The organism is Nitratireductor sp. J20-h4, from assembly GCF_056780505.1.
In genome coordinates this window covers 1,340,859-1,354,052 of sequence record NZ_CM165557.1, presented here as the reverse complement: position 1 = coordinate 1,354,052, position 13,194 = coordinate 1,340,859, and the positions used below count along the sequence as shown (strand labels likewise).

Genomic DNA, 13,194 nt, shown 5'->3' with positions numbered 1-13,194 from the left:
CGGCTCAGCCGGCCGCGAGTTCCATTTCCACCAGCCGGGTCCAGAAGGCGACGCCGGAGGCGATCGCGGCGTCGTTGAAATCGTAGCGGCTGTTGTGATGCAGCGCATCGTTTTCGGCCGGGCCGTTGCCGAGCCAGACATAGGCGCCCGGCACCACCGCGGAAAAATGCGCAAAATCGTCGCCGGCCGTCGACGGGGCGAAGGCGCTGACGACCCGTTCGGTCCCCAGCGCCCGTTCGGCCGCGAGCCGGGCGCGCCGCGTCGCCTCGGGATCGTTCACCACCGGCGGTATCTGCCTTATGTAACGATAGTCGATCTCGATACCGAAGATGGCGGCGACACCGCGCGCGAACACGCCGATCTCCTCCTCGAGCAGATCGCGGGTTTCAGGCGTATAGGCTCGGGTGGTGCCACCGATACGCACCACGTCTGGAATGACGTTGAGGGCGTCGAAATCACCGGCCGAAAGCGCGCAGGCGCTGACAACGGCCGGTTGCAGCGGGTCGACCCGACGCGCCACGATCGACTGGATTGCGGCCAGGAAATGGCCGGCGGCGGTGACGGCATCACGGCCGAAATGCGGTTTGGCGCCATGCGTACCCTTGCCCCGGAAGGTCAGTGTCCAGCGGTCGGAACTGGCCAGTTGCGGCCCTTCGACCGCCGCGATCTGGTCGGTGGCAAGTCCCGGCATATTGTGCAGGCCGTAGACGGCGTCGACCGGAAAGCGGTCGAAAAAACCGTCGTCGATCATCGCCTTGGCGCCGCCCCGGCCCTCCTCGGCCGGCTGGAAGACGAAATGCACGGTACCGGCGAGATCGGGATTGTCCGCCAACGCACGCGCCGCCCCCAGCAGCATGACCGTATGCCCGTCATGGCCGCATGCATGCATCCGCCCTTCGACAGTCGAACGGTACGGCCGCTCGTCGGCCGTGGCCGCCTCGTTCATGGCGAGCGCGTCCATGTCGGCGCGCAAGGCGATGCGCCTCCCGCCCGTACCACGCGACAACGTGCCGACGACACCGGTCTTGCCCAAACCGTCGTGAACCGCAAGGCCGGCCTCTTCCAGAACGCGGCGGACGAGGGCGCTGGTGCGCTGTTCCTCGAAACCGAGCTCGGGATGGGCGTGGAGATCGCGCCTCAGGCGGGTGAGAAAGGCGATTTCTTCATCTTCGCCGGCATGGTTTTTTGCCACCGTCATCATTACACTCCAACCATAGTGAGCCGACCCGGACGCATCGCGCAAAGCCTTGTTTCGAGGGCTCTTTTTGCAACAGAAAGTACGCGATTGCCACTGAAACCGCATGAATTCTGGCAGGAGCTCTATCCGCCGGGCTTTTTTGCCTGCGAGGCGCAGACGCGCCACAGCGCGCTTTATCCCGCGGTGCTGCCCGACGGACGCCAGATCGCACTGCCGATCCGCGCCCTGCCCGGGGACGGCCGGTTCGCGGTGGCTTCCCTGATCGTCAATCAGGCGAGTTTTGTCGTCGAGGAGGCGCTGGCCGGGCATATGATCGACGCCGTGCGCCCGTTCGAGCCCGAAATCGTCGTCGGCGTGCCGACGCTCGGCCTGCCGCTCGCCCACGCGGTGGCGCGCGGCCTCGGCCACACCCGCATGGTCGCGCTCGGAACCTCGCGGAAATTCTGGTACGACGAGGCGCTGTCGGAACCGCTCGCCTCCATTACCAGTCCCGGACACACGCGAAATCTCTATCTCGATCCGCGCCTGCTGCCGCTCTTGCGCGGCAAGCGGGTCGCGGTCGTCGACGATGCAATCTCCACCAGTCGTTCCACGGCCGCCGTGGTCAGGCTGCTCGGCAAGGCGGAGATCGCGCCGGTCGTGCTCGCCTATGCGATGCTGCAGACGACCCGCTGGCGCACGGGGCTTGAAACGCTTCAGGCCGGTCTTTGCCGACGGGTGCGCGGCGCGTTTGAAACGCCGCTGCTGGAGGCTGCGGAAGACGGGGGCTGGCGTGCGCTCGACACACGCCGCCGAAGCCGGGGCTCTGTCGTCAGCGCCACAGAATGAATGAAGCCGGGAGGTGCCCGGCTTCATTGATCGTCCCCCGACAAAACCGACGAGAAGCAACCAGGCTCCACCCCGCTCCCGGCATCCGCTGCTCGGCGGGCTTTCCGACGGACGCCGTGCCGCGAAAGCCTAGCTGTTGACGGCGTCCTTGAGGCCTTTGCCGGCCGAGAATTTCGGGACATTGCGCGCCGGAATCTGCACCGGCTGACCGGTCTGCGGATTGCGTCCGGTGGACGCCTCGCGCCGGGACACTTCGAAATTGCCGAAGCCGATGAGACGGACGTCACCGCCCTTTTTCAGTTCGCCGGTGATCACCGAGAACACGGCTTCGACGGCCGACTGCGCGTCTCCCTTGGAGAGGTTCGCCGCCTCGGCCACGGCCGATACGAGTTCGTTCTTGTTCATGAAATCCTCATTCGTTCAAAAACCGCATTTATGGCGACTTAACCCGCCGCGACCGAACTCTAGTGACAAGTAGGGCCCTGACCAAGCAGCAAATCGGCTAAAGACCGCATTTGCGGGGTTTTTCGGTCGTTTTCCAACGAAAAGCCGGGCCCGAGGGCCCGGCTTTGCTGTTGTGCCATCGCCAGAACGGCGAAGATTAATGCGCCAGATTCTGCGCGCCCGTATCGTCGGCCTTCGCCTTGGCCGCCTCCGCGGGCTCGGCCGGCTCGGTCCATTCGATCGGCTCGGGCATTTTCATGAGCGCATGCTTGAGCACCTCGCCGACACGGGCGACCGGGATGATCTCCAGACCGCTTTTGACGTTGTCGGGGATCTCGGCCAGGTCCTTGGCGTTTTCTTCCGGGATCAGCACCTTCTTGATGCCGCCGCGCAGCGCCGCCAGGAGCTTTTCCTTGAGCCCGCCGATCGGCAGCACGTGGCCGCGCAAGGTGATCTCGCCGGTCATGGCGACTTCCTTGCGCACCGGAATGCCGGTCAGGACCGAGACGATCGCCGTGACCATGGCCACCCCCGCCGACGGACCGTCCTTGGGCGTCGCGCCTTCCGGCACGTGGACGTGGATGTCGCGCTTGTCGAAAACGGGCGGCTCGACGCCGAAATCGACCGCACGCGAGCGCACATAGGACGCCGCGGCCGAAATCGATTCCTTCATGACGTCGCGCAGATTGCCGGTCACCGTCATCTTGCCCTTGCCGGGCATCATCACGCCTTCGATCGTCAGAAGCTCGCCGCCGACCTCGGTCCAGGCCAGGCCGGTGACGACACCGACCTGATCCTCGCCTTCGGCCTGGCCGAACCGGTAGCGCGGTACGCCCAGATAATCGGCCAGATTGTCGGCCGTCACCTCGACCGACGTGGTGTCGGTCTTGAGGATCTCGGTTACCGCCTTGCGGGCGAGCTTCATCAGTTCGCGTTCGAGATTGCGCACGCCGGCTTCCCGCGTATAGGTGCGGATCGTCAGGCGGATCGCCTCGTCGTCGACCGAAAACTCCTTCGGCTGCAGCGCATGATCGCGGACCGCCTTGGGCAACAGATGGCGCTTGGCGATCTCGACCTTTTCATCCTCGGTGTACCCGGCGATGCGGATGATCTCCATGCGGTCCATCAGGGCCGGCGGGATGTTGAGCGTGTTGGCCGTGGTCACGAACATCACGCTCGACAGGTCGTATTCGACCTCCAGATAGTGATCCATGAAGGTCGAGTTCTGTTCCGGATCCAGCACCTCCAGCAAGGCCGAGGACGGATCGCCGCGGAAATCCATGCCCATCTTGTCGATCTCGTCGAGCAGGAAGAGCGGATTGGACTTCTTCGCCTTCTTCATCGACTGGATGACCTTGCCGGGCATCGAGCCGATATAGGTGCGGCGATGGCCGCGGATCTCGGCCTCGTCACGCACGCCGCCGAGCGCCATGCGGATGAATTCGCGACCGGTCGCCTTGGCGATCGACTTGCCGAGCGAGGTCTTGCCGACGCCGGGCGGACCGACCAGGCACAGGATCGGACCCTTGAGCTTCTTCTGCCGGCTCTGAACGGCCAGATATTCGACAATGCGCTCCTTGACCTTCTCGAGCCCGTAATGATCGGTGTCGAGCACCTCCTGGGCGAAATGCAGGTCCTGCTTGACGCGCGAGTTCTTGCCCCACGGGATCGACAGCAGCCAATCGAGATAGTTGCGCACGACGGTGGCCTCGGCCGACATCGGCGACATGGTGCGCAGCTTCTTGAGCTCCGCGCTCGCCTTCTCGCGCGCTTCCTTCGACAGCTTGGTCTTCTTGATGCGCTCCTCGAGCTCGGCCATCTCGTCGCGGCCGTCCTCGCCCTCGCCGAGCTCCTTCTGGATCGCCTTCATCTGCTCGTTGAGGTAATATTCGCGCTGCGTCTTCTCCATCTGGCGCTTGACGCGGCTGCGGATGCGCTTTTCGACCTGGAGTACCGAAATCTCGGCCTCCATGAAGCCCATCGCCTTTTCCAGGCGCTCGCGCACGGCAAGCGTGGCCAGCATTTCCTGCTTTTCGGGGATTTTGATGGCCAGATGCGAGGCGATCGTGTCGGCCAGCTTGGAATAGTCCTCGATCTGGCTGGCCGCGCCAACCACTTCGGGCGAGATCTTCTTGTTCAGCTTGACGTAATTTTCGAAGTCGGCGACGACCGAGCGCGCCAGCGCCTCGATCTCGACTTCTTCCTCCTCGGGCTCGGCCAGCGTATCGGCGCGAACCTCGTGGAAGTCGTCGCGATCGGTGAATTCGGTAATGCGTGCGCGTGAGACACCCTCGACCAGCACCTTTACGGTGCCGTCGGGCAATTTCAGGAGCTGAAGAACGTTGGCGAGCGTGCCGACGTCGTAGATCGCGTCGGGCGCGGGGTCGTCATCGGCGGCATTCATCTGGGTGGCGAGCAAAATCTGCTTGTCGGCACCCATCACGTCTTCGAGCGCCTTGATGGATTTTTCGCGCCCGACAAAAAGCGGCACGATCATGTGCGGAAACACCACGATGTCGCGCAGGGGCAGAACGGCGTAAACACCGCCGGGGGCAGAGCCGGTGGACGCTGGGGCTGTGGTCATAGTCTTGCCTTTCATTCCGCGGTCACCCGAAAGCCAACCGCGAATCCCATTGTAACGGCACCGATCCGTTCCGCCTATCTCCGCATCGCGCCACGCGAGGCCCAAGCACGGATGGAGAAGGTGCCGTCTCGTTCAGCCTTAGTTGGAGCCCCAGCGGGCAAAGATCAAGGGCGGCGCACCGCAGGGCAGACCGACGCCACGACAAACGCAAACGGTACGGGAACACGCCAGGACCCAACGCCACCTTTGCGCGCCCGCAACGCCGCGGCCCCCGGCACGCGGGCCGAGGCGGCGCTACAGGCTACCGGCCCGGCGCCGGTCAGGCGCTGGCGTTGGCCTTTTCCTTTTTCGGCTCGGCGTAGATGTAGAGCGGCCGGGCCTTGCCGATCACCACATCCTCCGAGATCACGACTTCCTGAACACCCTCCAGGGCCGGCAGTTCGAACATCGTGTCGAGCAGGATCGATTCCATGATCGAACGCAGGCCGCGCGCGCCGGTCTTGCGCTCGATCGCCTTGCGGGCGATCGCCAGCAGCGCCGATTCGTGGAAGGTCAGCTCGACATTTTCCATCTCGAACAGGCGCTGATACTGCTTGACCAAGGCATTCTTGGGCTCGCTGAGGATCTGGACCAGCGCTTCCTCGTCGAGATCCTCAAGCGTTGCCAGGACCGGAAGGCGGCCGACGAATTCGGGAATAAGCCCGAAACGCAGCAGATCCTCCGGCTCGACCATTCGAAACAGTTCGCCAGAGCGGCGATCTTCCGGCGAGGCCACTTCCGCGCCGAAGCCGATCGAGGTCTTGCGGCCGCGATCGGAGATGATCTTGTCGAGGCCGGCAAAGGCGCCGCCGCAGATGAACAGGATGTTGGCGGTGTCGACCTGAAGGAATTCCTGCTGCGGGTGCTTGCGGCCGCCCTGCGGCGGAACGGCGGCGACCGTGCCTTCCATGATCTTCAACAGCGCCTGCTGGACGCCCTCCCCCGAGACGTCGCGGGTGATGGACGGATTGTCGGACTTGCGCGAGATCTTGTCGATCTCGTCGATATAGACGATGCCGCGCTGGGCCCGCTCGACATTGTAGTCGGCCGACTGCAAGAGCTTCAGAATAATGTTCTCGACGTCCTCGCCGACATAGCCCGCCTCGGTCAGCGTGGTGGCATCGGCCATGGTGAAGGGCACGTCGATGATGCGCGCCAGGGTCTGGGCCAGAAGCGTCTTGCCGCAGCCCGTCGGCCCGATCAGCAGGATGTTCGACTTGGACAGTTCGACATCGTTGCCCTTGGAGGCATGGGCCAGGCGCTTGTAGTGGTTATGCACGGCAACCGACAGCACACGCTTGGCGTAGGATTGGCCGATGACGTAGTCGTCCAGAACCTCGATGATTTCCTGCGGGGTCGGCACGCCCTCGCGCGACTTCACCATCGAGGTCTTGTTCTCCTCGCGGATGATGTCCATGCACAGCTCGACGCATTCATCGCAGATGAACACGGTCGGGCCGGCGATCAGCTTGCGAACCTCATGCTGGCTTTTGCCGCAAAACGAGCAATAGAGCGTGTTCTTGGAATCGCCGCCACCGCTGCTGCTGACCTTGCTCATGCCTTCAGTCCTTTTCGGTCCTTCCCGGCAAACGCCGGCGAGGAGGATTCGTCATTGGGAAAGCGGGAGGACGTGTCGGCCCCACCCGTTGCCCCACTCGACTACGAAACATACTTTGCGCGAAGCGGCAACAACTCGCCAAACCCCGCCCGAGGGTATCCCCCCGAAACTCAACATACGCTTAACGTAGGGCTTCCCCCCATGGGAGGGAACACCCGAATGTGACAGAATTGCCGCAGGATGTTTCAATTCTGCGTCAAGCGCGCGCCTCGACGCGCGCCTTTGCACATCAGCTTTCCGGCTTGTCCTTGGCTTCGGTCTCGATCGCCGAGCGGCTTGCGATCACCTTGTCGACCAGACCGAAATCGAGCGCCTCCTCCGCGGTCATGAAATGGTCGCGGTCGAGCGTCTTTTCGATCGTCTCGTAGTCCTTGCCGGTATGTTTGACATAGACCTCGTTAAGACGGCGCTTGAGCTTGATGATGTCCTGGGCGTGACGCTCGATGTCGGAGGCCTGGCCCTGGAAGCCGCCGGAAGGCTGATGCACCATGATGCGCGCATTGGGCGTGGCGAAGCGCATGTCCTTGTGGCCGGCGCACAGCAGGAGCGAGCCCATCGAGGCGGCCTGGCCTATGCACAGCGTGGAGACCGCCGGCTTGATGAACTCCATCGTGTCGTAGATGGCCATGCCGCTCGTCACAACGCCACCGGGCGAGTTGATGTAGAGCGAGATTTCCTTCTTGGGGTTCTCCGCTTCCAGGAACAGGAGCTGGGCGCATACCAGCGTGGCCATACCGTCCTCGATCGGGCCGGTGATGAAGATGATGCGCTCCTTGAGAAGGCGCGAGAAAATGTCATAGGCCCGTTCGCCGCGATTGGTCTGCTCCACGACCATCGGAACGAGGTTCATCGCGGTCTCGACTGGGTCTTTCATCAGGTATCCCCTTCCGGAAGCTGGTTTGCGCCGGCGGCTTGATTCGGCGACGCTCAATCTGCGCTAGATAAGGGGCGTGGTCCCGCTTTCGCAAGGCCGGGAGCGCCGCGGGCCAAGGAAACGGCCGGAATGGTTTATACCAGCTCGGCCCGCAACCCGGCCTGCAGGCGACAAAAATCGGGCCGCTCGACGTGATCGGCCACGCGCCGGCCGACATAGGCGCCGAATTTGTAGCCGTGGCCGGAACAGGCCGACACCACCAGGCAACGGCCGCGCTCAGCGGCAAAGAAGGTCTGGTCCCGGGTAAAGGTATAGGCGCAGGTGACGACCGACGAGACACGGTAGTCGGCGATGCGTGCCAGCGGCGGCGCAAACAGATCGCGGATCGCCTCGCCCTCGCCGACCTCTGGCGTCCGCCGCGCGTCGGCGTCGGGCGAGGCGAAACGGTGCAGGCCGGAGCCGAATTTCAGCCCGCCATCGCCCGACGGCGGGATGATGTAGCCGTCGGTCGCCCCGCCGACATCCAGCACGACGGGCGCGGCCGCCCAGGCGTCGGCCAGATCGGCGGGCGGCTCGAGATAGACGACAGCGGTCCGGTAGACGGCCAGCGAGCCCGCGAGGTCGGGAAAGAGCCTGGTCACCCAGGCGCCGGCGCAGACGACCACGTTCTGCGCGGTGAGCGTGTCGCCGTCGGCCAGGTGCACGTGGCCCTTGTCCTCGTCGAGGGCGACGACATGGGTGTGCGCGCGCACATCGACGCCCTTGTCGCGCAGCCAGCCCAGCAGGTCGGCGGCGATGCGCCGGCAGTGCAGCGCCCCGCCCTCGGGCGAGGCATAGGCGTAACGGATTTCGCCCGCGTCGAGGAACGGCCAACGCGCGGCCGCCTCGTCCGGCTGGAAGAGCTCGAACGGGTAGCCGCCGGCCTTCAGGCCTTCGAGAAAATCCTCCGCCTCGTCGCCTCTCTCGCGCGACACGCACAGAAAACCGCGCGGATCGAGATGATTGCGGCCGAGATCGGACCACAGCGAGTCCCAGGCCTCATAGGCCTCGGTGATGGCGTGGCCGTAGCCGCTGGCCGAGCCATAGGCGCGTCGGATGATACGGTGATGGTCGCCGGAGGCGGCGAGCGGATTGGGAATCGGCCCCTGTTCGAGCACGGTGATGTCGTGGCCGCGCGCGGCGAGCGCCCAGGCCGTGCACAGACCGGCAATGCCGGCGCCGACGACGATGATCTGCATCCGTGCCTCCCCGACCGCGCCTCCGCCAGCCCGGTCGCCGACAAGCACGATCAGGATCGCTGATAGCGGCAAAAGCGGTCCCGCGAAAGCCGCGGCGGCCAGCTTCAGCTGTCGTTAACCTGCGCCCGGTCTATATTTCCAACACAAATCGAAAGGGCCTCAATGATCCGCTCATGCCTGATTTGCCTGTCGCTGCTGGCGGTCCTGATCCCTGCAACGGCGTCGGCCAAGACGCTGTGCACGGTGATCGCGGATGCCGACACGGGTGCGATCCTGCTCGAGGAAGGCACGTGCGATCTGCGCGCGACGCCGGCTTCCACGTTCAAGGTCGCGCTCGCCGTGATGGGGTTCGACGCCGGCTTCCTGACCGACACAAAGGCGCCGGTGCTCGCCTACCGGGCGGGAGAGGTCGACTGGGGCGGCAAAAACTGGCGGCGGCCGACGGAACCGACGCGCTGGCTGAAATATTCCGTCGTCTGGTATTCGCAACGCATCGCCCACGCCATCGGCCAGGAGGCCCTGACTAGTTATGCGCGCGCCTTCGGCTACGGCAACGCGGATTTTTCCGGCGATCCCGGCAAGAATAACGGGCTCGAACGGGCCTGGATCAGCTCGTCGCTGGCAATTTCGCCGCTGGAGCAGGTGGCGTTCCTGCGTAAGCTCGTCACCGGACGCCTGCCCGTCAGCCAGGCTGCGATGGACAAGACGATGCGGATCGTTGCGACGACCCGAGCCGGCGGCGGCTGGCGCGTTTCGGGCAAGACCGGCGGCGCCTATCCGCGTAAGGCGGACGGCAGTTTCGACCGGGCACGCGGTTTTGGCTGGTTCGTCGGCTGGGCTGTCCGCGGCGAGCGTCGGCTGGTCTTTGCCCGTCTGGCCCAGGACGAAACACGCCAGGCCGGCTCGCCCGGCATCCGGACCCGCGACGCCTTCTTGAAGGCATGGCCTTCGCTTGCCGCGACGATCGCCCCGTAGCGCCGGTCTGCTTTTCGCGGAATCGCAGACCGGCTCCAACTTATTCTCTTGACGCGTTTGCGAACGGCGAACCGGCTTCCACTTCGCCTGGAAACGCTCTTGGCGGGCCGCCGGAGATCGATTGCCGGGCGCGAGCCTGCTCTTGGACCACAACACAAACATGGCGCCGAATGGCGGGGCTGGGCTATGGGTTGGGAATGAGCCTTGAGACCGCCCTTGTCGCCGGCGCCGACCTGACCCGGCGCCGGCTGTCGCTTTCGCCACGCGACCCCGCCTTCGTCCAGGATCCCTACCGGGCCTATGGCTGGCTGCACGCCCATATGCCGGCCTTTTACTGGCAGGATTACGGGTTCTGGTGCTTTGTCGGCTTCGACGCCGTCAACCGGCTGCTGCGCGACCGGCGCTTCGGACGCGAAAACCGCTGGGGGCCGCCGGCGATCGTCGGCGACAACCGCGCCCATCTCGCCGATTTCGACGCGGTGGAGGCGCGTTCGCTGCTGGAGCTGGAGCCACCGGCACACACAAGGCTGCGCAAGCTGGTCAACCGCGCCTTCGTCTCGCGCCAGGTCGAGCGGCTGCGCCCGCGCGTCGAGCAACTCGCGCACGCGTTGATCGACCGTTTCGAGGCCGACGGCGCAGCCGACCTGCTGCCGGCCTTCGCCACCCCGATTCCGGTGACGGTGATCGCGGAGATGCTGGGCGTGCCGACCGAGATGGGCGACCGGCTGGTTGCGTGGTCGAACCGGATGGTGGCGATGTACACGCTGACCCAGGACCGTCAAACCGAGCACGACGCCAATCGCGCGGCGCGCGACTTCGCCGCCTTCCTGCGCGGCTATGTCCGCGAGCGGCGCGAGGCGCCGGGCGACGATCTCTTGAGCCTGTTGATCGAGGCCAGCGCGGACGGCGAGCAGCTCGACGAGGACGAGTTGATTTCGTCGGTGATCCTGTTGTTGAACGCCGGTCACGAGGCGACCGTGCACCAGACCGGCAACGCGGTGCGCGCGCTGCTGGCCGAGGGCGGCGATCCGCGCCGGTTTTTCGAAACGCCGGAAATAACGGCGGCCACGGTCGAGGAATGCCTGCGGATCGACGCGCCGCTGCACATGTTTACCCGCTATGCCTACGAGACGGTCGAAATCGAGCCCGGCATCATGGTGATCCCGGGCGAGCGCATCGGCCTGCTGCTGGGGGCGGCCAATTGCGACCCTGCCGCCTTTTCGGCGCCGCGCCGCTTCGACCCGGCGCGCGCCGACCAGAAGAACGTCACCTTCGGGGCCGGCATTCATTTCTGCATCGGCGCGCCGCTCGCCCGGCTCGAACTGCAGGTCGGGCTCAAGGTGCTGTTCGACCGGCTACCCGGGCTCAAGCTTGCCGACAGGCCGCGCTACCGCGACATCTACCATTTTCACGGGCTGGAACGGCTGAACGTACGCTTTTAGCGCCGTTCATCTTTCGGGAAGACCGGCCAGCAACTTGGCAAGCAGGGCGTCGAGTTCCTGCTGCTCGGCGCGGCTGAGAGCCGACGTCACCCGGGCCTCGTTTTCGACATGGGCGGTCACCGCCTCGTCGATCAGCGCCCTGCCCTTTTCGGTCAGGCCCGCCCGCAACGCGCGGCGATCACGCGGGTCGGGCGCGCGGGCGATCAAACCCATGCCTTCCAACCGGTCGAGCCGGCTGGTCATGGTGCCCGAGGTGACCATGGTGGCGGTATAGAGCTCGGTCGGGCTCAGCGCATAGGGCGCACCCGCGCGGCGCAGGGTCGCGAGCACGTCGAAATCGCCCGCCTGGAGCCCGAACCTGGCGAAAACCGGGTCGAGATGATCACGCGCGACGGCACGGGCTGCGACCGCGATGCGGGCGAGAACAGCCATCGGCAGGGTATCGAGATCGGGACGTTCGCGCTGCCATTGCGCGATGGCGAGAGTGACGCGATCCAAGTTTCCCTCCTATTTGACTTGACGAAAAGTATCTTGATGCCAAGATATATGTCAAGCGATACCGACAAACTGGACCACACGCCATGACCCCTCCCGCCACACCCCGTTCAAGCCCGCTGCTCGCGTTCGGCCTGCTGGTCGTCGTCGGCCTGTTCATCGGCCTGACGGCCAATCTGGTCAAGTTCGCGACCGCGGCCGGCGCGTCGCCTTTCGCCTTGCTGTTCTGGTCGGCGCTCGGCGCGGGCCTCGTACTGGCCGCGGCCGCCGCGCTCGGCGGCCAGTTGCCGCGCGCGAACCGCCGCACCGGCGAGTATTTTTTCATGTCGGGCCTGCTCAGCTTGGCGCTGCCGAATTTCTTGATCTTTTCGGCCGTGCCGCATGTCGGCGCCGGGTTCGCCGCAATCTCCTTCGCGTTTCCGCCGCTCTATACCTATGCGCTGGCGATCGCGTTCGGCCTGGAACGGTTCCGCGCGGTGCGCGGCGCGGGCATCCTTGCGGCTCTGGTCGGCGTCGTGATCCTCGCCGCCGCCAAGACGATGAGCGGCGACAGCGCGCCGGTGTGGATCGCGGCGACGCTGCTTGCGCCGGTCATCATCGCCGCCGGCAATATTTACCGCACCATGCGCTGGCCGCAGGGCGCGGGTTCGCTGTCCCTGGCGCCGGGCATGTTGTTGGGCGCGGCCTTGCTGCTTGGCCTTGCAAGTCTGGCCGCCATGATGCCGCTTTCGCTTCCGGCAACGCCGGCCGTGCTCGGCGCGCTGGCCGCGCAGATCGCGACGTTTTCGGCGATGTATCTGCTTTATTTCGTGCTGCAGAAGTTCGCCGGCCCGGTCTATCTCAGCCAGATCGGCTCGGTGGGCGCAATCAGCGGCGCGGCGGTGGCTATCCTGGTTCTGGGCGAGAGCGTGCCGCACGGCCTGGTGCCGGCCGCCCTTCTGATCGGCGTCGGGGTTTTTCTGCTGTCCAAGCGCTCACGTTCCGCCGGCACTTCGCCCCGGCACACCGAACCCGCCGCAACGGCAGCACCATGCCGCACCACAGGATGAGCGCGGCGCAGACAACGGCCCAAGGCCGGACCCGACGGCAAGGCGCCGCGGACACACGATGCCCACGCCGCAGCCCGCGACAGTTCGGTCCACAAACGGGGGGTCTCGGTCCATAAACCGGGCAAACCCGGCCCAAAACAAGGAAAGCACTGGGATCGCTCCCAGTGCCTCCCTGTTCGGATCAGCGTTCCTCTTGCCTCTGGTCCGAAGACCATCCGTCAAGCGGCTCCGCTGAACCGGACGATTTCGGCAACGGCATCTCCCGAAGGATTTTCCCTTCCCGAAACCTGCCCGCAGCCTACAAGGACCTGCAAGCACGCCATCGAAGGACTTGACCGGCCTTCACGGCAGCATCGGTTCCGCTTTCCGCGTTCCAGACCGCATTCAGCGGGTCCGCGGGACCCTGGCTC

At 65.3% G+C, this 13,194-nt stretch carries 11 protein-coding genes; 4 read left to right on the top strand and 7 right to left on the bottom strand.

Translation table 11 applies throughout. The features are described from left to right. Positions 1 to 4: 4 nt before the first annotated feature. Positions 5 to 1,198, bottom strand: a complete 1,194-nt coding sequence (locus tag ACT2B0_RS06600; protein WP_473462765.1) for a M20 aminoacylase family protein — start codon at positions 1,196 to 1,198, stop codon at positions 5 to 7. Positions 1,199 to 1,291: 93 nt separating this feature from the next. On the opposite strand from ACT2B0_RS06600, the gene ACT2B0_RS06595 reads away from it, so the two are divergent. Further along, positions 1,292 to 2,026, top strand: coding sequence for a phosphoribosyltransferase (locus ACT2B0_RS06595; protein WP_473465824.1), 735 nt, complete (start codon positions 1,292 to 1,294; stop codon positions 2,024 to 2,026). A gap of 129 nt (positions 2,027 to 2,155) precedes the next feature. On the opposite strand, the gene ACT2B0_RS06590 is transcribed toward ACT2B0_RS06595, so the two are convergent. The 5 genes from ACT2B0_RS06590 to ACT2B0_RS06570 all read right to left on the bottom strand — a co-directional run bounded on the left by ACT2B0_RS06590 (position 2,156) and on the right by ACT2B0_RS06570 (position 8,823). Continuing rightward, entirely contained in the window at positions 2,156 to 2,431 is a 276-nt protein-coding gene (locus ACT2B0_RS06590) for an HU family DNA-binding protein (RefSeq protein ID WP_473462763.1), read from the bottom strand. A 196-nt stretch (positions 2,432 to 2,627) separates the two neighbouring features. Continuing rightward, on the bottom strand, positions 2,628 to 5,069 hold the full coding sequence (gene lon / locus ACT2B0_RS06585) for an endopeptidase La (RefSeq protein ID WP_473462761.1): 2,442 nt from the start codon (positions 5,067 to 5,069) through the stop codon (positions 2,628 to 2,630). Positions 5,070 to 5,373: 304 nt separating this feature from the next. After that, positions 5,374 to 6,651: an ATP-dependent Clp protease ATP-binding subunit ClpX gene (gene clpX, locus ACT2B0_RS06580; protein ID WP_473462758.1), complete on the bottom strand. Its 1,278-nt coding sequence runs from the start codon at positions 6,649 to 6,651 to the stop codon at positions 5,374 to 5,376. Positions 6,652 to 6,940: 289 nt separating this feature from the next. Then, on the bottom strand, positions 6,941 to 7,585 hold the full coding sequence (locus ACT2B0_RS06575; protein ID WP_473462755.1) for an ATP-dependent Clp protease proteolytic subunit: 645 nt from the start codon (positions 7,583 to 7,585) through the stop codon (positions 6,941 to 6,943). A 134-nt stretch (positions 7,586 to 7,719) separates the two neighbouring features. Next, positions 7,720 to 8,823, bottom strand: coding sequence for an NAD(P)/FAD-dependent oxidoreductase (locus ACT2B0_RS06570; protein ID WP_473462752.1), 1,104 nt, complete (start codon positions 8,821 to 8,823; stop codon positions 7,720 to 7,722). A 162-nt stretch (positions 8,824 to 8,985) separates the two neighbouring features. On the opposite strand from ACT2B0_RS06570, the gene blaOXA reads away from it, so the two are divergent. Both blaOXA and ACT2B0_RS06560 read left to right on the top strand, forming a co-directional pair. Beyond that, positions 8,986 to 9,798, top strand: coding sequence for a class D beta-lactamase (gene blaOXA, locus ACT2B0_RS06565; protein ID WP_473462750.1), 813 nt, complete (start codon positions 8,986 to 8,988; stop codon positions 9,796 to 9,798). Between the two features lie 197 nt (positions 9,799 to 9,995). Next, positions 9,996 to 11,240: a cytochrome P450 gene (locus ACT2B0_RS06560; protein ID WP_473462748.1), complete on the top strand. Its 1,245-nt coding sequence runs from the start codon at positions 9,996 to 9,998 to the stop codon at positions 11,238 to 11,240. 6 nt (positions 11,241 to 11,246) lie between these two features. Here the strand turns inward: ACT2B0_RS06560 and ACT2B0_RS06555 are convergent, their stop codons facing one another. Further along, entirely contained in the window at positions 11,247 to 11,738 is a 492-nt protein-coding gene (locus ACT2B0_RS06555) for a MarR family transcriptional regulator (RefSeq protein WP_473462745.1), read from the bottom strand. Between the two features lie 83 nt (positions 11,739 to 11,821). On the opposite strand from ACT2B0_RS06555, the gene ACT2B0_RS06550 reads away from it, so the two are divergent. Beyond that, positions 11,822 to 12,784 (top strand): DMT family transporter, encoded by a 963-nt coding sequence (locus ACT2B0_RS06550; RefSeq protein ID WP_473462743.1) that lies wholly within the window; start codon positions 11,822 to 11,824, stop codon positions 12,782 to 12,784. Positions 12,785 to 13,194 lie beyond the last annotated feature (410 nt).

Excerpts from the sequence above, each read along its gene's own strand:
- ACT2B0_RS06600 (WP_473462765.1), bottom strand. The coding sequence starts at position 1,198 with ATGACGGTGGCAAAAAACCATGCCGGCGAAGATGAAGAAATCGCCTTT.
- ACT2B0_RS06590 (WP_473462763.1), bottom strand. The coding sequence starts at position 2,431 with ATGAACAAGAACGAACTCGTATCGGCCGTGGCCGAGGCGGCGAACCTC.
- lon (WP_473462761.1), bottom strand. The coding sequence starts at position 5,069 with ATGAAAGGCAAGACTATGACCACAGCCCCAGCGTCCACCGGCTCTGCC.
- clpX (WP_473462758.1), bottom strand. The coding sequence starts at position 6,651 with ATGAGCAAGGTCAGCAGCAGCGGTGGCGGCGATTCCAAGAACACGCTC.
- ACT2B0_RS06575 (WP_473462755.1), bottom strand. The coding sequence starts at position 7,585 with ATGAAAGACCCAGTCGAGACCGCGATGAACCTCGTTCCGATGGTCGTG.
- ACT2B0_RS06570 (WP_473462752.1), bottom strand. The coding sequence starts at position 8,823 with ATGCAGATCATCGTCGTCGGCGCCGGCATTGCCGGTCTGTGCACGGCC.
- blaOXA (WP_473462750.1), top strand. The coding sequence starts at position 8,986 with ATGATCCGCTCATGCCTGATTTGCCTGTCGCTGCTGGCGGTCCTGATC.
- ACT2B0_RS06560 (WP_473462748.1), top strand. The coding sequence starts at position 9,996 with ATGAGCCTTGAGACCGCCCTTGTCGCCGGCGCCGACCTGACCCGGCGC.
- ACT2B0_RS06550 (WP_473462743.1), top strand. The coding sequence starts at position 11,822 with ATGACCCCTCCCGCCACACCCCGTTCAAGCCCGCTGCTCGCGTTCGGC.